The sequence below is a fragment of the Polyangium fumosum genome, assembly GCF_005144585.1.
Classification (GTDB): Bacteria; Myxococcota_A; Polyangia; order Polyangiales; family Polyangiaceae; genus Polyangium; species Polyangium fumosum.
Genome location: NZ_SSMQ01000054.1, coordinates 52,902 through 71,046 on the forward strand (window position 1 = coordinate 52,902; position 18,145 = coordinate 71,046).

15 protein-coding genes and 2 pseudogenes are annotated in these 18,145 nt (G+C 68.8%); 12 read left to right on the forward strand and 5 right to left on the reverse strand.

From position 1 onward, the window contains the following. The first annotated feature begins 43 nt into the window (after window positions 1–43). Both E8A74_RS37060 and E8A74_RS37065 read left to right on the forward strand, forming a co-directional pair. Window positions 44–547, forward strand: a complete 504-nt coding sequence (locus E8A74_RS37060) for a hypothetical protein (protein ID WP_136933818.1) — start codon at window positions 44–46, stop codon at window positions 545–547. 12 nt (window positions 548–559) lie between these two features. Next, window positions 560–1,693 (forward strand): alpha-hydroxy acid oxidase, encoded by a 1,134-nt coding sequence (locus tag E8A74_RS37065; protein WP_136933819.1) that lies wholly within the window; start codon window positions 560–562, stop codon window positions 1,691–1,693. Window positions 1,694–1,736: 43 nt separating this feature from the next. On the opposite strand, the gene E8A74_RS37070 is transcribed toward E8A74_RS37065, so the two are convergent. Together E8A74_RS37070 and E8A74_RS54275 are read right to left on the reverse strand one after the other, a co-directional pair. Then, a complete protein-coding gene (locus E8A74_RS37070; protein ID WP_136933820.1) occupies window positions 1,737–2,033 on the reverse strand; it encodes a hypothetical protein in 297 nt (98 codons plus the stop codon). Between the two features lie 207 nt (window positions 2,034–2,240). Beyond that, window positions 2,241–2,594 carry a hypothetical protein gene (locus E8A74_RS54275; RefSeq protein WP_211365536.1) on the reverse strand — a complete coding sequence of 118 codons (354 nt, stop codon included), beginning with the start codon at window positions 2,592–2,594 and terminating at the stop codon, window positions 2,241–2,243. 37 nt (window positions 2,595–2,631) lie between these two features. On the opposite strand from E8A74_RS54275, the pseudogene E8A74_RS56120 reads away from it, so the two are divergent. From E8A74_RS56120 to E8A74_RS37080, 3 genes and pseudogenes are all read left to right on the forward strand, one after another. After that, window positions 2,632–2,934: pseudogene (locus tag E8A74_RS56120) on the forward strand (CocE/NonD family hydrolase); the annotation flags it as partial. A 247-nt stretch (window positions 2,935–3,181) separates the two neighbouring features. Beyond that, window positions 3,182–3,394: pseudogene (locus E8A74_RS55130) on the forward strand (CocE/NonD family hydrolase C-terminal non-catalytic domain-containing protein); the annotation flags it as partial. A gap of 229 nt (window positions 3,395–3,623) precedes the next feature. Then, window positions 3,624–4,982, forward strand: coding sequence for a cellulose binding domain-containing protein (locus E8A74_RS37080; RefSeq protein WP_136933821.1), 1,359 nt, complete (start codon window positions 3,624–3,626; stop codon window positions 4,980–4,982). Between the two features lie 61 nt (window positions 4,983–5,043). On the opposite strand, the gene E8A74_RS37085 is transcribed toward E8A74_RS37080, so the two are convergent. After that, on the reverse strand, window positions 5,044–5,688 hold the full coding sequence (locus tag E8A74_RS37085) for a hypothetical protein (protein ID WP_136933822.1): 645 nt from the start codon (window positions 5,686–5,688) through the stop codon (window positions 5,044–5,046). Window positions 5,689–5,774: 86 nt separating this feature from the next. Between E8A74_RS37085 and E8A74_RS37090 the strand changes: the two genes are divergently transcribed. Genes E8A74_RS37090 through E8A74_RS37100 form a run of 3 tightly spaced genes read left to right on the forward strand, consistent with a single transcriptional unit; the run spans window position 5,775 to window position 11,856 of the window. Further along, the gene (locus E8A74_RS37090; protein ID WP_136933823.1) at window positions 5,775–7,421 is read left to right on the forward strand and encodes a serine/threonine-protein kinase; all 1,647 of its coding nucleotides are present in this window, start codon (window positions 5,775–5,777) and stop codon (window positions 7,419–7,421) included. Further along, complete coding sequence (locus E8A74_RS37095) at window positions 7,418–9,301, forward strand: PEGA domain-containing protein (protein ID WP_136933824.1); 1,884 nt, start codon at window positions 7,418–7,420, stop codon at window positions 9,299–9,301. The genes E8A74_RS37090 and E8A74_RS37095 overlap by 4 nt, the downstream gene beginning before the upstream one ends. A 26-nt stretch (window positions 9,302–9,327) precedes the next feature. Further along, on the forward strand, window positions 9,328–11,856 hold the full coding sequence (locus tag E8A74_RS37100; RefSeq protein ID WP_136933825.1) for a Kelch repeat-containing protein: 2,529 nt from the start codon (window positions 9,328–9,330) through the stop codon (window positions 11,854–11,856). A gap of 175 nt (window positions 11,857–12,031) precedes the next feature. Here E8A74_RS37100 and E8A74_RS37105 read toward each other — a convergent pair whose 3' ends face one another. Together E8A74_RS37105 and E8A74_RS37110 are read right to left on the reverse strand one after the other, a co-directional pair. Then, entirely contained in the window at window positions 12,032–13,060 is a 1,029-nt protein-coding gene (locus E8A74_RS37105) for an ABC transporter permease (protein ID WP_136933826.1), read from the reverse strand. Next, a complete protein-coding gene (locus tag E8A74_RS37110) occupies window positions 13,057–13,827 on the reverse strand; it encodes an ABC transporter ATP-binding protein (protein ID WP_170229650.1) in 771 nt (256 codons plus the stop codon). The genes E8A74_RS37105 and E8A74_RS37110 overlap by 4 nt, the downstream gene beginning before the upstream one ends. A gap of 54 nt (window positions 13,828–13,881) precedes the next feature. On the opposite strand from E8A74_RS37110, the gene E8A74_RS37115 reads away from it, so the two are divergent. Genes E8A74_RS37115 through E8A74_RS37130 form a run of 4 tightly spaced genes read left to right on the forward strand, consistent with a single transcriptional unit; the run spans window position 13,882 to window position 18,129 of the window. Beyond that, entirely contained in the window at window positions 13,882–15,363 is a 1,482-nt protein-coding gene (locus E8A74_RS37115) for a radical SAM protein (RefSeq protein ID WP_136933828.1), read from the forward strand. A 1-nt stretch (window position 15,364) separates the two neighbouring features. Continuing rightward, a complete protein-coding gene (locus E8A74_RS53175) occupies window positions 15,365–16,108 on the forward strand; it encodes an SDR family NAD(P)-dependent oxidoreductase (protein WP_170229651.1) in 744 nt (247 codons plus the stop codon). Then, window positions 16,109–17,416 (forward strand): aspartate aminotransferase family protein, encoded by a 1,308-nt coding sequence (locus E8A74_RS37125; RefSeq protein ID WP_136933829.1) that lies wholly within the window; start codon window positions 16,109–16,111, stop codon window positions 17,414–17,416. Continuing rightward, window positions 17,413–18,129 (forward strand): SDR family oxidoreductase, encoded by a 717-nt coding sequence (locus E8A74_RS37130; protein WP_136933830.1) that lies wholly within the window; start codon window positions 17,413–17,415, stop codon window positions 18,127–18,129. Before E8A74_RS37125 ends, E8A74_RS37130 begins: the two co-directional genes overlap by 4 nt. Window positions 18,130–18,145: the final 16 nt, after the last annotated feature.

An 18,145-nucleotide genomic window follows, 5' to 3' on the forward strand; every position in this document is an offset into this window, starting at 1 on the left:
ACCCCTCCTCCGGGGCTGCCCCCCGGCGTTATGCTGGAGGCCGATGTTCTCCTCGTTCCGCTCCTGTCTCCTCGTGATTTCCCTGCTCGGGCTCGCCGCCTGTGCGGAGATCGAGGCCGCGCCTCCGCCCTTGTATCCCCGCGGGAGCGCCTCGCCCGGCGCCACCGCCGCGACCGCAGAAGCCACGCCGCCCAAGCCCGCGGCCCCTGCGGAGGGCGTTCGACAAGAAGCGCTCGCGCCGCGCGTCGGTGTCGAGGGCGTGGCCGAGGGCCAGCAGGCGCTCGCCGACGCCATCGTCGCCGCCTCCAAGGCGCCGATGAACGAGTGCCGCGGGAACAGCGGCGGCGGCACGGTCCGCATCCGGGTCGCGGGCAACCACACGTCTGCGTCGTTTGCCGTCGACCCTGGCTCCACGGCCAACGACAAGATGCGCCATTGCGTGCTCGAAGCCCTCTCCACGCTCGACGTCCCCGACACGATCTCGCAATCGAGCCCGTCCTCGCGCCCCTCCTCGGGCTTCTCGTCGATCATCACCGTTCAGTGGTAAAGACCGCGCGGCATGCATTCGAGCGACGACACCGGCAAAACCACGCTCCACGCGCCGCAGAAGGACGCCTCCTCCGGCCTCCTCACCGTGCGTGACTTCGAGAGGGCCGCGCGCGCAGCCCTCTCGGCCATGGCCTACGATTATTACCGCTCCGGCGCCGACGCCGAGCGCACGCTCCGGGAGAACCTGCGCGCGTATCGCCGCTGGCAGATCCATTCGCGTGTCCTCGTCGACGTCTCGCGCCTCACCCTCGAAACCGAGATCCTCGGCGCGCCCGTCTCGATGCCGATCCTCGTCGCGCCGACGGCCTATCACAAGCTCGCGCATCCCGAGGGCGAGCTCGCGACCGCGCGCGCCGCCGCCCGCGCCGGCACGATCTTCACCGTCTCCACCCTCGCGACGACCTCCCTCGAAGACATCGCGCGCGCCTCGAAGGGCCCGCTCTGGTTCCAGCTCTACGTGCACAAGGACCGCGAGCTCACCCGCTCGCTCGTCGAGCGCGCCGAGGCGGCCGGGTATCGCGCCATCGTGCTCACGGTCGACACCCCCGTCCTCGGTCGCCGCCTGCGCGACGTGCGCAACGGGTTCGGCCTGCCGAATGGCCTCGTCATGGCGAACCTCGTGGACGCCAAGGTCGCCGCCGGTGCTTCGGGATCGGCCCTCCACCGGTACATCGCGTCGCGGCACGACGCCTCGCTCTCCTGGCGCGACGTCGCGTGGCTGCGCGGCATCACCCGCTTGCCTTTGCTCCTCAAAGGAATCGTTCGTCCGGACGATACCATGCTCGCGATCGACGCGGGCGCCGCGGGGATCATCGTCTCGAACCACGGCGCGCGTCAGCTCGACTCCGCGCCGGCCACGCTCGACGTGCTGCCGCGTGTCGTCGAGGCGGCGGCGGGCCGGGTGCCTGTGCTCGTCGACGGCGGCGTGCGCTGGGGGACGGACGTGCTCAAGGCGCTCGCGCTCGGGGCGAACGCGGTCCTGCTCGGCAGGCCTGTGCTGTGGGGGCTCGCGGCGGCGGGGGAGGCGGGCGTCCTGCGGGTGCTCGACATTCTGCGCGACGAGCTCGCGACGGCCATGGCGCTCGCAGGGTGCCCCTCGCTTGCGTCGATTGACCGCGCGCTCGTCGAACGACGGCCGCGGTAGTCGCTGCTGCTGCCGCTGGCCTCATGCGCTTGGCGGGGAGCGCTCAGCTCCAGAACGCGACGAAGCAGAACCAGTCGACATCCATGGTCTTGGTGCTGCCCTGATCGGTGAAGCCGGTCGAGATGGTGAAGTTCGGTGCGTTGCCACCGTTCGTCGCCGTGATAATGGCATTGGCCGTCATGTAGGCGCTACCCGGAGTGACCACCACGACGGGATCGGACGATGATTCGCCGTCCACCGTGAAGAAGTACTGACCGGGGGCCTTTTTGACGACCCGGAAATTGCCCGAGCCGCTGTCGATCGAGCCGTCGCCGTTGATACATCCAAATGCTTGTCCCATGACGATACCACCTTTCCTTATCGTTACGGCTGCCCCCTGGGAGCACGGCACGTGCCAGTGGCACTCGACGGCTCGGACCTGCGATGCGGGGGCGATTTCCTGGACGAATCCGTGGGAGCTGAGCGCCGACGTCATCGGTTGAAGGGAGGCAGAGGTGTACCTGTAACCGGAAAAGATACACCTCTGTTACAGCCCTCAGGAGGGGCATCACTCGCGGGCGACCGAGGAGACCCTCGCGGCTGCCATGGAGAAGACGCTCCCGCCTCCGCCTTGCGTCTTCCTCGGATCTGCGTCTTCCTGAAGCCTGTGAACGACTTCATGACCCTCCCAAGCCACCTCCTCGAATGGCTCCTCGACCTCCCGCCCGCCGAGACGCGCGACATCGTCGTCCAGCGTGATCTTCGCGTGCCCATGTCCGACGGCGCGGTCCTCCTCGCGGATCTCCACACGGCGCGCGACGCCCGCAAGCGCCCGCTCCTTCTCCTCCGCTCCCCGTATGGCCGCCGCAATCCCCTCTTCTCGTTTCTCACCCGCCCGTTCACGGAGCGCGGCTTCTTCCAAATTCAAGTACCCCGGCGAGAGCTTCTCGCTCGACACCATGCTGCGCTGGACGCAGATGATGCAAGAGCAGAAAAAACCACTCCACGAGCAATTGCTCGGCCGCCTCACCTCGCGCCGCTCGCTCGAAAAAGGCCTCGCGCACCTCCCGCTCAACGAGGCGGATCGCGTCGCCACCGGTCACCGCGTCGGGTTCTTCCAGGACTGGCTCGAACACAATGCCCCGGGCGACCCGTGGTGGGCGCCGGCGGACCATAGCGGCGCCGTGGCCGACGTGACGGCGCCCGTGCTGTTCATCGGCGGCTTCTATGATGTTTTCCTGCCCTGGCAACTTCGAGATTATGCCGCGCTCGTCGCGGCGGGCCGGACCCCGTACCTCACGATCGGCCCCTGGTCCCATACCTCGAGGCCCGTGTTCTCGACCAGCGTGCGCGAATCACTCGCCTGGTTTCGCGCGCATCTCCTCGGCGATCGCAGCCTCCTGCGCGAGGCGCCCGTGCGTATCTACGTGATGGGCGCCGACGAATGGCGCGAGTACCCGAGCTGGCCTCGAACCGGGCCGACCGGCGCCGCGGCCCGACGGCACGTTGGCCATCACCGTCGAGCTCTCCCCCACCGCGCACCGCTTTCGCCGCGGCCACCACATTCGCGTGCAGATCTCGAGCGGCGCGCACCCGCGCTTCGCCCGCAACCCCGGCACCGGCGAGCCGCTCGCCACGACGACACGCCTCGTCGGCGCGGACCAAACGATTCATCACGACCCAGAGCGCCCCTCGGCCATCCTCCTCTCGGTGCTCGACTGAGCGAGCGGGATCCGCTTCGTGCCTGTGGGGGGTGATCGATTCGTTCATCCCCTCATGATCGATCCGATCACCCGCGCATCGGTCGAGCCCGTCGAGCGCTGCGATTTCCGCGGTCTTCCTGTGCGACCAGGGCTGGCCCATAACCTGCAAGTACGCCCTGACATCGACGGGCCCCCCCCGTCCCGTGAACCCGACCGCGCCGCTGCGAGTTGCGGCATGGAGAGTCCTCATGACGAAATTCGCTTCCCTGCTCAGCGCTGTCTCCCTCTGCGTCCCTGCCGCCTTGATTGGTTGCGGCGGGGAGGATTTCGAGGTCGACGACGCGGAAACGTTTGCGCAGGAGCAAGCCCTCTCGGCCCAGAGCATGCGCTTTGGCGTCGCCCCGCAATGGTATCAAAATTGGAATCCGCCCTCCGAGGGGCCGGCCAACGTCGACCTTGTCGTCGTCGGCGATTGGCTCCTCGAGAGCGGCTTCACGAGCACCCATCAATCAAAGATCCAGCAGATCCGCGCCAAGGGGAAGACCCCCTACCTCTTCGGCTACATCGCGACGGCGAAGACGAAGAAGGGCCTCAATTCGAACAACGATTGCGACGGGAACGCGTCGGCGCCCCTCTGCCAGCAGGGCGCGACGTGGATCCGGGCGAACATCGCCAACAACATCGTGCCCGCCTACCTCGACGCGGCCCAGAAGATCAACGCGGCGCTCGGCGGCGGCAATGCGCTCATCCACATCGAGCCGGATTGGTTCCAGTTCTCGGAGAACGCCCAGCAGAACGCCTTCACGAAGGCCGAGTCGAACGGCTTCATGAACAACATCCTCGGCGCGATCAAGCAAGGTTGCCCCACCTGCAAGGTCGTCATCGACTTCAGCCCGTGGTTCTCGCCGAGCAAGACGAAATGGGCCACCTCGGCCGCGGACTTCTATTCCGGCTGGGACAAGACCGTCGCGGGTTACGTGGGCCTCACCGGCAAGCCCTTCCCGTTCACCGCGGGCAAGATCGACAACTTCACCTACGCGGAGATCACGCAGCAGCTCGCCCTGCCGCTCATCATCGTGGACGCGTACACGTTCGGCGGCGGCCCGATCGACGTCGACTCGACCTGGCTCAACACGTCGAACATCGCCACCGCCGTCGGCTGGGGCGTCGATAGCATCATTCTGTCGCAGACAGGAAACGTCTCCGGGTATGATCAGTTCATTGCAACGGTGAAGGGCGGAACCACGCCCCCGCCGCCCCCGCCGCCTCCGCCGCCTCCGCCGCCCCCGCCGCCTCCGCCGCCTCCGCCGCCCCCGCCGCCCCCGCCGCCCGCGGGTGGTGTGACGGTGATCGGGGGGAACGCGACGGTGACGATCACGCCGAACTCGAGCTGGAACGGGGGTTATTGCAAGAACGTGTCGTTGAAGAACACGGACACGCAGAGCATCACGTGGACCCTCCGCATCCCCAAGGAGGGCACCATCTACAATTCGTGGAACGTGGTGCCCAAGGTCGAAGGGAGCGAATTCGTGTTCAACGGCGTCTCCTGGAACAGCACCCTCTCCGTCGGACAGAGCGCCGATTTCGGCTACTGCGTGAATCTCTGAGTCCGCGCATGTCGACGATGCCCCCGGCGGTTGCCGACAACCGCCGCGAGCTCGCTCGACGCTACTTGCACACCGAAATGCCCGCCACGGTGCCCGCGGTCGAGCAGATCTCGGAGAGCGCGCAGTCCTGGTTCGCGTGGCAAACCACCCGCGGCGCGACCGTCGTCCCGAGCCGCGGGTGCGTGAACGTCCCCGCGCACTCGCCTTTGGGCACGCACACGGCCGCGATCGTCCGGTCGCCCGGGATCAGGCAACACGCCTCGGCCCCGCAATCCTCGGGCCCGTCGCACTCGAAGATCACGCCCTCTCCGTTCGCCGTCCGCGGGCACGACCTCCCATCCTGCGTGCACGACGGAGGCTCGAACGTCGCGCAACACGCCGTCTCGCAAAGATTTGTCCCGCAACGAATCTGCTTCTTCGCGAGCACCGGCCGCGGCCTCCGCGGCTCGTTTCCCTGCGCGGCCGTCTGCGCGGCGGCGGGCGCATCACAAACACACGGCAGAAACCGCGCCCCCTCGTCGTCGCAGACCTGCGTCCCCTGCGCACCGGCCGGGCACGCGCACGCGACCTGTTGACCCGGCACGCACTCCTTCGACCGGCAGCCACCTGACACGAGGGCCCAGGCGACGAGCGCCCCGAGCGCGAAAAGGCGGGGAAGTCCGGCCGTGGAGAGACGTTTCGCGCACATCACGCCGAAGCTTGCCATGGAGCCCGCTGGAACGATCGTGATATGCTCCCAGGTGGCTTCATTTTGCCCGATCACGGTCGGGCTCGCGGGAGGAGTGTCGGGGCGTGTCCATCGCAGAAGGCGCCATCATCGGCGGCAAGCTTCGGCTCGAACGACCTCTCGCCAAAGGCGGCATGGGCGCCGTATGGGTCGCGCGCCACCAGCTCCTCGACACCAATGTCGCGGTGAAGTTCATGGATGGCAGCATCGCGTCGAACGAGCCGCTCCGGCAGCGATTCGAGCGCGAGGCCAAGGCCGCGGCCCTCATCAAGAGCCCCCACGTCGTGCAGGTCCTCGACTACGGCGTCGAGGACGGCGCCCCGTACATCGTGATGGAGCTGCTCGAAGGCGAGGACCTCGGCGCGCGCCTCACGCGCAGCGGCCGCATCGACCTCGTCGAGGCCTACCACATCCTCGAGCCGCTCGGCAAAGCGCTCCGCCGCGCCCACGACCTCGGCATCGTCCACCGCGACCTCAAACCCGGAAACGTCTTCCTCGCGCGGAGCGGCGACGACGAGATCGTCAAAGTCCTCGATTTCGGCATCGCCAAGGACGTCACGATCACGGGCCCGGCGACGTCCACGAGCTCCGGCATGATGCTCGGCTCGCCCTCGTACATGAGCCCCGAGCAGATCCGCGAGACCAAGCAGGTCGATCATCGCAGCGATCTCTGGTCGATCGGCGTCATCCTCTACGAGGCGATCACGGGCCGCCTCCCCTTCGACGAGGCCGAGAACATCGGCAAGTTGCTCGTCACCATCTGCACGGATACCGCCCCGCCGCCCTCCTCGATCGTCCCCTCGCTCGACCCGGCCGTCGATCGTTTCTTCGAGCGGGCGCTCGCGCGCGACAAGGCCGCGCGTTTCCAGAGCATGGCCGAGCTCGTCGAGGCCTTTGGCCTCCTCGTCGGCATCCGCGCGTCCTTGCGATCACGGCCGAGCGGCGAGTTCGTCCCGTCGAGCGGCAGGACCGCCGACGCGCGCACGAACAAGATCGGCACCGACGTCACCCTCGCCGCCCCGACGATCACGGCCGACAGCGGCGAGCGCCCCTCGTTGCCTCGCGCGTCCACGCCCGACCCGCGGAGCACGCTCTCGCCCGCGGAGAGCGGCGCGCGCGCGTCCTCGTCGCGCAGGTTCGTCCCCGTCGTGCTCGGCGCCGCCGTCGCGCTGGCCATCGGCGCCGGGATCATTCTGACGCGCGACCACACGAACACCGGCGCGGACGCCTCCCCCGAGGCGCGAGGCGCCTCCGCGCCTCCCGCGGGGACCTCCTTGCAAGCAGGGCCCGCCGTCGCGCCGGTCGAGGCGCTCCGCACCGCGCGCCTCCTCGTGACCCCGCCCGACGCGCAGGTCGAGGTCAATGGCCGCAGCGCCCCCGTGGATCAGGACGGATACGTCACGATTTCCGGCACGCTCGGCAGCACCCACGCCTTGCGCATCCACAAGGACGGCCACGAGACGCGCGTCGAGGTCGCGATCACCGCGAATGGCGCATTGCCGCACAAACTCACGCTCGACGGCGACGTCGCGTCGCTTGCGCCGTCGAGCGCGAAACCCAAGGCCGCGTCTCCGCCTTCGTCCGCCGCCCCTGCCGCAGGCCCCTCGCCCACGACCGCGCCGGTCACGACGGCGGCCCATCCGACCACGAAGTCCACGTCCACGGCCGCGACGCCCTCCAAAGATCCCCAGCCCGTGCGAACCTTCGAATGAAACGCTCTGCGGCCCTCCCCTCCCCGATGTGCAAGGCGCTCGCCGTCGCGCTCGCCTCCACCTTCGTCACGACCGCGATCGCGCAAAATGTGCCGAGCGGACAACCCAATCCAAAGCCGCAGCCCTCGTGGATGAAAAAAGGCGGCCCGCTCCCGTCGCCAGCCCCGCCTCCGCCGCCGCCCGACCCCGCCGCCGAGGCCGAGGCCCAGGCCAAGGCCGACGCGCGCAAGCATTTCGAGCAGGGCCTCGCGCTCTTCGACGCCGGCTCCATGGAGGCGGCCCTCCCCGAGTTCCTCACCTCGCTCTCGATTTACCCGACCCGCGCCGCCAAGAAAAACGCCGCGCTTTGCCTTCGTCGCCTCAATCGCTTCGACGAGGCGTTCGACATGAACGAGGCGCTCCTCGCATTCCCGGGCGTGACCGAGGAGGAGAAACAGGTCGCGCTCCGCGAAATCGCCGAGCTGAGGCCCCTCGTCGGCGACCTCGTCATCGAAGGGGTCCCGGACGGCGCGACCATTTCGATCGACGGCAAGCCCCGCGGCACGACGCCGCTCCCCGGCGCGATGCACGTCCCCGTCGGCGAGCGCACCGTGCGTATCTTCAAGGCTGGCTTCGAGACGCTCGAAGCGCGGCTGCAGGTCGTTGGAGGCAAAACGGCCAGGCTCCCCGCCGTCCTCGCGCGGCTCGAGCTCGCCGGCTGGCTCCAGGTCGACGAGGCGTCCGGGTATTCGATGGACGTCCTCCTCGACGGCGCGGCCGTGGGCAAGACGCCCTGGCGTGGCCTCGTCGCGTCCGGCGACCACCTCGTCAGCCTGCGCGGTGACAAACGCCTCGGCACCCAGCCCGCGCGGGTCGAAGTGCGCCCGAGCCTCATCACCCCGATCCTGCTCATCGCCGAGGAGCTCCCCTCGGTCCTGCGCGTCGAGGCCAAGACGAAGGACGCGGACATCTCCGTCGACGGCGTCCGCCTCGGCCGCGGCGCCTGGGAAGGCCCTGTCCGGGCCGGCTCCCATCGCATCGAGATCACCGCGAATGGGTTTGTTCGCGAAGAGCGACGTGTCGACCTCGAAGCGGGCAAACGCGAGGCCGTCGCGGTCGCCCTGGAGCCCATCCCTCCGCCCTCGGGATTCTGGGCCGACAAACGGCTTTTTGGCGAGCTCGGCGCCACGTTCGCGCTTGCGCCCACGTTCGGCGGCAGCCTCGACGGGAGCTGCACGGGCCCCTGCGCGGCGTCGCTCGGGCTCGGGGGCGGCGGCATGCTCCGCTTTGGCCTCGAAATCCGGCGCAAATGGCTCTTCGGCGTCGAGGTCGGCGGCCTCTTCGTGCGCCGCAGCTTCACGGATCGGCCCGACGAAGACGTGCACGTCTTCGGCAACATCGCCGCCAACAAGGGCCTCACCGACGACGTCATTTCCCTCGGGGGCGCGCACGTCGGCGCCTCCGTCGCGCGCACCGTGGGCGAGCGTTTCCCCGTCACGTTCCGCCTCGGCGCGGGCGGCTTTTTCGGCTCGGTGCAGGACGACCGCTCCGGCCAATACAACACGACCGCGCGGGACGTCCCCGACCCGACCAGCGCCACCGGGACGCGCCTCAAGGCGAGCACGCCGTATACCGTCGATCGGGTCACCGAGACCCAGGCGGCGCTCGGCGTTTACATCGCGCCCGAAATCCGCGCCGGCATGCGCATCTCGGACAAACTCGACGTCGCCCTCTCGGTCTCGGCCCTCGTTCTTCTCATCCCCGAGCCTCCGAGCTGGGTGCCCGAGCAAGGGTATGTGCAGGCGAGCACGGATGGTCAGGGCAAATATGACTCCGACACGTTGACCGGGACCTCGATCCTCGTGGTGTCTCCCGGTCTCGTGGCGACGTACCGATTCTGACTTTCCTACCTTCAAGAGAGGTCACCATGGGGACGAAATGGCGCACGGCGTGGACATTCAGTCTCGCAGCGGGTTTGTGTGGAGGGTGCTCGGCGGGCGGTGACGCCCCGAGCGCGGGAGACGCACTCGCTGCACAAACGGCCGCTCCGTCTTCGGACGCGCGTGTCGCGGTGGAGATCGCCGAAGCGATCCGCCTCCACCTCGCTCACGACGCGTATCCGCTTGGTGCAAGGACCTCGCCCGGGCCCCGGGCCGACGTGCGCCTGCCCTCGCACGCGAGCGGCGCATTTCGCGTCGCGGACCCGGCAAGTGGGCTCGCGGTCGAGGTCGCGCTCGCGGGCGCGCGGGAGGTCGCGGGGGAGGCGGGCGCGGGGATCGTCGTGTATCCGGCGGGCTATCGCGGCGTCGCCGACATCGTGCACCACCCGACCGAGAGCGGCACCGAGGATTACGTGTTTTTCAGGAACGCCCTCCCGGACGTCCCGGAGCTGCGCTACACGATCACGCTCGGCGAGAACGTGGCCGGCCTCCGCCTCGTGGGCAAAACGCTGGAGCTGCTCGACGCGGGCGGCGCGCCGCGCCTCCGCATGGCGCCGCCCTGGGCCAAGGACGCCGATGGCAAGACCGTGTGGCTGCACGTCGCCGTCGAGGGTTGCAAGATCAGCACGGATCCACGATGGCCGATGGACCGCCCGGTCGTCGATCCGGGCGGGCGGCAATGCGAGGTCAGACTCTCCTGGGAGGGCACGGCCGTGCGCGCGCCGCTGCTCGTCGATCCCGCGTGGACCCTGACGGATGCCATGGGCCAGAAGCGCTACCGGCATACGGCGAACCTCTTGCCCGATGGCCGTGTCCTCGTCGCGGGCGGCGATAAGGGAGGGGAGACCCCGCTGGAGCATGCGGAGGTCTTCGACCCGGCCCTGAAGATGTGGATCACGACGGCTCCCATGGTGCAAAACCGGCTCGGGCACACGGCCACGACGCTGAAGGACGGCCGCGTGCTCGTGCTGGGCGGCAAGGCCACGGTGCAGGGGGCCCTCACGGTGACGAACTCGGCCGAGATCTTCACCCCGCAAAACAGCCCCAACATGGCGGGGGCGTGGTCGCCCGCGAAAGCCATGAACTTCCCGCGCGCGCTGCACACCGCGACGCTCTTGAGTGATGGGCGTGTCCTCGTGACCGGCGGAAAAACCTCCATGCTGGTCAACACGACCGAGATTTATGATCCCCAAACGAATACGTGGGAGCCCGGCGGGGACCTGCATCAAGCGCGTTATAACCACACGGCGACGTTGCTCGACGAGGATCGGATTCTCGTCGCGGGCGGCGAGAGCGTCGGCCCGACGCAGACCGCAGAGATATGGGAGCCGGGGCCCAAGACCTGGAAGTCGACGCCCCCCATGAACCGCCTGCGCTCGGGCCACACGGCCATGCGGCTCCCCTCGGGGCGCGTGGCCGTCGCCGGCGGCAGCCAGATCGCGGCCCAGTCCGTGGAAGTCTTTGATCCCGGGTCGGAGGAATGGACGGCCGGCCTCAACATGACACGCCCGCGCAAAGACCACACGGCGAGCGTGATGGCCGGTGGTCGTATCCTCGTCACGGGCGGCGGATTCGAGGACGTCCCGTACACCACCGAGATCTTCGACCACGCCACGCAGAGCTGGAGCGCGGCCGCGTCGATGGAGAAGCCTCGATCGCTCCACACCGCCACGACGCTCCTCAATGGCCGTGTCCTCGTCGCGGGCGGCACGGGCGCGGCGGGGGTCCTCGTCGACGCGGAGATCTACACGCCGCTCGGCGCGCCGTGTGACCTGAAGACCCCGTGTGACGATTCCTTCTGCGTCGACGGCGTCTGCTGCAACGCGCCCTGCGACGGGCAATGCGAGGCGTGCGACGGCCCTCGCCTCGGCATCTGCTCGCCGGTCGAGGGCAAACCCCACGGGGCGCGCCCGGCCTGCAACGGCACGAGCGAGGCCTGCGCCACGTGTGACGGCGTGAACGCGCAGCAATGCTCGTACCCCTCGGGGAATGGCTGCGACAAGAAATGCAACACGTCCACGCTCACGGTGTACGCCTGCGACGGCACCGGCAATTGCGTGGAGTCGTTCAGCAACAACTGCGCGCCGTACAACTGCGACGCCGTCGATCTCTCGTGCGAGACGGACTGCACGAGCAACACCTCGTGCGCGCTCGGCTCGACGTGCAACACGGAGATGAAGGCCTGCGTCAGCTTGCCGACGAAATGCCTCGACGACGAGATCCTCGAGCTCCCGGACAGCACCAAGCAGAGCTGCGCCCCGTATGCGTGCCGCAATGGCGCCTGCCTCGCGACGTGCGCGTCCGTGGATGATTGCTCCGGCGACGACGTCATCTGCGACGAGAAGACCTCGAACTGCATGAAGTGGACGGCCTTCGAGGACGCGCAATCCGGCGCCTTCTCCGGGAGCTGCACCACGGCGTCCCCCGGCGCGCCCGCTCCTCCCCGCGCCGCCTGGCTCCTCGCCCTCGCCGCCGCATCCCTGCTCGCCGCGCGCCGGCCTCGCCCGCGCGCGTGATGCAGGGCGGCCTCTGGAAGGACATATCTCGTCCATCGGACAAATTCTGTCCGTTCGCCCGCTTTCCCGGACGCGCTCCATCTGCCATGCTCTCTCTCGCGCCTGTCGCCGCGCCCGCATCGTGTTCCCTCCACACGTCGCGGGCGCGGCGCGGCGCTCGACGACGCGCCCTCGGTCACGCGTGCCACTTGAACGTCATCAGGCTGATCGTGAACGTCGCGACCGCCCAGAGCGCCATCATCCCGAGGCCTCCAGCGAGGCTCGCCACGTCGGTGACCCCGTAGAGCAAGACCGCGCGCGAGAGCCGCACCATCTCCGTCGTCGGCAACCACGCGCCCACCGTGGACAGGACCCGCGGCAGCGATTCCAGCGGGAAAAACATCTCCGACAGGAACACGATCGGCATGTTGATCGCGCTGATCACGTCGACGAGCAGCTCCGCGTTGTCGATCGCGGCCGCGAGCGCGAAGCCCGCGCCGAGGAACGTGATCACGCCGAGCATCGAGATCACGAGCAGCCAGCCGAACGAAACGAAGCTCAGCGGCAAATCGAAAAACAGCCGCGCCGCCCCGACCAGCAAGACCACCTGCACGAGCACGATCGACGACCGCGCCGCCACGTTCGCCGCGATGAATATGCCCTTCGGCAAGGGCGTCGTGGCGAGCTTCTTCAGGAAAAAATTCTGCCGGAACAGGGCCATCGGATACCCCATCCCGAAGAGGCCCGACGCGAGCACCGAAAACGCGAGGATGCCCGGGAAGAGGTAATGCACGTACCCCCACGCCGGGCCCTGCGCGACGTCGAGGCGCGCCGGGACCGGCAGCGCCGCCGCGAGCCCCCCGCCGAAGATCCGATCACGCGTCCCCACCCGCAGGACCACGCTCCCGCCATCCGGCGCGGCCGAGAGCACCGCGCTCGCCATGCGCGCGCGAAGCTTCCCGAGCGCCTCGGCCTCGGTTTGCTCGCGCCCCACGCGCACCTCCTCGAAGGCCCCGAGCTCCGCCACGCACCGCTCGATCGCCGCGCTCTCGCCCCCCGCGGAGACCACGGCCACGTACCGCCGCTCGAACGGGTGCCCGTTCATGAACACGAGCCCGAGCACCGCGAGCAGCACGACCGGGAAGACCAGCGTGAACCCGACCGAGCTCCGGTTCCGGAGCGTGTCGAGGAGCCGCATTCGTACGAGCACCAAGAATGCGCTCACGTCGCCTCCCCGCGCCCGATCGCCTGGCCCTCGCGGATCTCGATCGCGCAGAAATGGAAGAACGCATCCTCGACCCCGAGCCCACGCCGCTCCGCCGCGGGCACCGCTTGCACGAGCTCGTCCTTCGTCCCGCTCGCGCGCACGCGCCCGCCCACGAGGAAGAGCAGCCGATCCGCGAGCGCGTCCGCCTCGCGGAGATCGTGCGTCGTCATGAAGAGCGTCCGCTCCGCGGCGAGCTCGCGCAGCATCTCCCCCACGATCCGTTTGTTCTCCGGATCGAGGTGCGCCGTGGGTTCGTCCAGGAACACGAGCGTCGGATCGTGCACCACGGCCGTCGCGATGAAGAGCCGCGCCGCCTCGCCGCCCGAGAGCCGCGTCACGGCCGTCTCCGCGCGATGTTCGAGCCGCGCCCGCGCGAGGATCCGCAAAGGCCCCCCGCGCACGCCGTAGATCGCCGAGAACAGCTCCGCGTACTCGCGCGCCGTCACCCGCTCGATCTGCGCCTCCTTCTGCATCACTACGCCCACGCGCCTTCGCGGATACGGCCGCGGCTCCTTGCCGAAGAGCCGATACGCCCCGCGCGTCGGCTCCGCGAGCCCCTCCAGGAGGTCGAGCAACGTCGTCTTGCCCGCGCCGTTCGGCCCGAGCACGGCGCAGAGCCCCGGCCCCTCGACCACGAAGCTCACGTCGTCGAGCGCCACGGTGTCGCCGAAGCGCTTCGTGAGCCCCACGGCCGCGACGATCTCCCTCGGCTGCCCCTCTGTCATGCCTCTCCGAAGCCTATCCGATTCGCCCCGCACTTCGAGTATCCTCGAACCATCATGCAGGCCGCAGGGCGACTTCTCCACGAAACCACGAGCCTTTGCAAGGTGTGCAAGGACGCCCTCCCGGCCCGCGTCGTGGCGACCCCGAGCGGCGAAGCCTGGATGCAGAAGCGCTGCCCGAAACACGGCCCGCAGGAGGTGCGCCTCTCGACGAGCGCCGCCTGGTACGAGCGCACGCGCGCCATCGTCCCGAAAGAGGCGCGCCCCGCGAAGATCCGGCGCCCGATCGAGCATGGTTGCCCCTTCGATTGTGGCCCGTGCGAGAGCCACACGCAGAAGGTCCGCTTGCCCGTCGTCACCATCACGAGCGCGTGCGACCTCGACTGTCCCATCTGCTACGTCCACAACAAGAACGACGACGCGTTCCACATGAGCCGGGAGGAGTTTGCCCGGGTCCTCGATCACCTCGTCGAGGATCACGGCGGCGACCTCGACATCGTCAACCTCACGGGCGGCGAGCCGCTCCTGCACCCGCACTTGCTCGAGTTCGTGTCGATGGCCCGCGCGCGTGGCATCCACCGCGTCAGCGTGTGCTCGAACGGCGTGCGCCTCGCGCGCGACGAGGACTTCGTCAAGCGCCTCGCCGATCACGGCGCGCGCATCGCGCTCTCCTTCGACACCTTCGACAAACACGTCGATCGCGCCTTGCAAGGCGCCACGCTCGTCGACCTCAAGGCCCGTGTCTTGGAGCTCCTCGACAAACACCAGGTCGACACGACGCTCATCCCCGTGATGACGCGCGGCTACAATGACAAGGAGGTCGGCCGGATCATCCGCATGGGCCTCGAGCTCTCCTGCGTGCGCCACCTCGAAATCCACACGATCACGTACACGGGGCAAGGCGGCGTCGCCTTCGATCGCTCGGGCCGCATTTCCATGCTGGAGGTCCTCGAATCCATCGAGGAGACGACGGGCGGCCTGCTCCGCGCCTCCGATTTCGTCCCCTCGCCGAGCGCGCACCCGCTCTGCTACCAGATCGCCTATCTCCTGCTCGACGACGAGGGCGGCCCGGCGCTCCCATTCCTGCGTTTCCTCGATCCCGACACGATGTACGATTGCCTCGCCGACCACCTCTACCTGGAGCCGGGGACGCGCCTCGAACGCGCGCTGCAGGACGCGATCGACATGCTCTGGGCACGCGGCGACGAGGACGACGAGCGGGGCCTCCGGCTCCTCGACAAACTCGTCCGCAAGCTCTTCCCGAAGGACAAACGCCTCTCGCCGGCCGAAGCGCTGCGCATCTCGGAGCGCGCCGCGAAGGCCGTCTACGTGCACTCGCACATGGACGAGGAGACGTTCGACGTGGAGCGCACGTACCAATGCTGCGATTCGAACTGTTATGCGGACGGCTCGACGATCCCCGTCTGCAATTACAACATCCTCTACCGCGACAAGGAGGCGCGCTTCATGGAAACGCCGCGCGCCTGGGGCGAGCGCGCGGGGAAACGCTCGCTCCCGCTCGTGCAAGGGGGAACGTGACATGACGCGCCTCCTCGAAGGAAAACGTTGCATCGTCACGGGCGGCACGCGGGGCCTCGGCCTCGCGATGTGCGTCGCCTTCGCGCGCCACGGGGCCCGCGTGGCGCTCACCTACCACAAGGACGACGCGAGCGCGGAGGACGCGAAACGCGCCGTCGCCGCGGCGGGGTCCGAGCCGCTCGTCTTCAAAGGATCGGTCGCGGACAGCGCGCACGTAAAATCCACGGTCGCGGCCGTCGTCGCGGCGTTCGGCGGCGTCGACGTGCTCGTGAACAACGCGGGCGTCACGCAGGTGCTCCCCATTTCGCTCCTCGAAGAAGCGGACTGGGACGAATTGATGGACGTCAACGTGAAGGGCGTCTACCTCTACAGCCGCGCCGTCCTGCGCCACATGATCCGGGCGAAGCGGGGCAACATCCTCAACATCGGCAACTTTGCCTCCGAGCGCATCATCGAGTCGCCGGTCCATTACGCCGCCTCGAAATCGGCGCTGCGCGGGCTCACGGAGGCGCTCGCGCGCGAGGTCGGCCGGTATGCGATCCGGGTGAACCTGCTCGCGCCGGGGCTCGCCGAGGTCGGCATGGCGCAGGGCCTCCCGCAGCACCGGCAAACGGAGTACCTCGACAAGTGCCCGCTCGGCCGTCTCGCGCGGGCCGACGAGGTCGCCGAGATGGCCGCGTTCCTCGTCTCCGATTCGAACTCCTTCATGACGGGCGCCAAGGTAGTGCTCGACGGAGGGCTCTAAATGGATTCGTACGACGACATCCTGCGGCGCGGGTTCGACGAGTATCGCGAATTCGTGAACCCCCTCATCGCGCAGCGCGCCGCGCTCGCCGGCGAGCCCATCAAGCTCGTCCGCGCCGAAGGCGGCGTTCTGTACGACGACGACGGCCACGCCGTCGAGGATTTCCACGGCACGCAGGCCTTCGGCCATCGCAATCCGTACATCGCCGACGCGATCCGAAGGTACCTCGACTCCGACGCGCCCTCCTGGTACCCCGCCCGCGTCAATCCCTTCGCCGGTCGCCTCGCGCGGAGGCTCTGCGAGCGCGCCGGGCATTACGACAACGCCTTCTTCGCCTGCACCGGCAGCGACGCGGTCGAGGCCGCCCTGAAGCTCGCCCGCGCACGCACGAAACGCCCGCGCCTCCTCGGCCTCGAAGGCGCTTACCACGGCTGCACCTTCGGCAGCGTCTCGCTCATGTCGAAGGGGTACCTCCGTGATCCCTTCGCGCCGTTCGTCGAGGGCGCCGAGCACGTGCCTTTTGGTGACGTCGATGCGCTCGCCAGGGCCCTCGCGCCCGGGGACGTCGCTGCCATCGTCGTCGAGCCGATCCAGGGCGAAGGCGGCGTGCGCGAATTGCCGGCGCCGTTCGTCGAGGCGCTCTGCGAGCTCACCGAAAAACACGGCACCTTGCTCGTCGCCGACGAGGTCCAGACCGCGCTCGGCCGCACGGGCCGGGGTTTCCTCGCCACCGCGCGCTGGCCACGTCGGCCCGACGTGGTTCTCCTTGCCAAACACCTCGGCGGTGGCATCACGCCGATCTCGGCCATGCTCACGAAACGGGAGACCTTCCTCCGCGCATACGGCGACCATTTCGCGTCAGGCGAGAGCCACAACACGACGATGGGGTTCAACGCCCTCTCCTCCGTCGCCGCGCTCGCCGCGCTGGACCTCCTCACCGACGAGCGGATCGAGCGCGTCGGGCGGCTCGGCGCGAAGCTCCAGAAAGGTTTGTCGGACACGCTCGCTCGTTCGCCGCTCTTCCGCGAGGCGCGCGGCGCGGGCTTCATGCAGGGCGTCGCGCTGAACAGCCCCGATCACCCCTGGCTCTCGTTCGAGCATTTTGGCTTCGAGGACCTCGGCCAGAAATCGATCATCTCCCCGCTCGTCTGCCACAGGCTCTACCGCCGCGGCTATTTCTGCTTCACCTGCGGCCACGACTGGAGCCTCTTTCGCCTCCAGCCGCGCTTCGACATCCCCGAGGAAAAACTCGACGCGTTCGTCGTGGCCGTGGCCGAGGAGCTCGACTACATCGAGGGGCTCGGATGAACGAATCAAAACGCAGCGCGCTCGTGCTCGGCGGCACGGGCGCGGTCGGGAGCGCCGTCCTCGCCGAGCTCACGCGCGCCGGCATCCCTTCCGCATTCACGTACAACCAGGCCGAAGCCCGCGCCCGCGCGCTCGAAAACGAGCTCGCCGCGCGCGCCCTCCGGCTCGACCTCGCCGATCCCACCTCCCTCGGCCGCCTCGCGGCCTCGCTCGAAGCCGAGGGCGTATTGCCCGACGTCGTGATTCATTGCGCCGCCATCGTCCGCACCGCGCGGGTGTTCGAGGCGACGGACGACGACTGGGAGGCCACGATGGCCCTCAATGCCCGCTCGGTCTTCCAGGTGTGTCGCGAATTCGGCCGGCGGCTCGAAGGCCGCGGCGGCGACCTCGTCTTCGTCTCCGCGCTCGATCGCACGCAATCACTCCCCGTGCCCGCGATCTTCGCCGCGTCGCAAGGCGCCTCGTCCGCGCTCGTGATGGCGGCAGCCAAGGACCTCGGCCCGCGCGGCGTGCGCGCGAACGTCGTGGCCCTGGGCCTGCTCGACGCCGGAATCGGCACGCAGCTCGATCCGAAGCTCGCCGACGAATACCGCAACTTCAGCGCGCTCCGGCGCCTCGGGACGCCCGAGGAGGCGGCCAAAACGATCACGTGGTTCGCGCTGCACAACACCTACGCGAACGGAAAGGTCCTCAGCGCGAACGGCGGGATCTGATTCGAAGGGGTCTCAT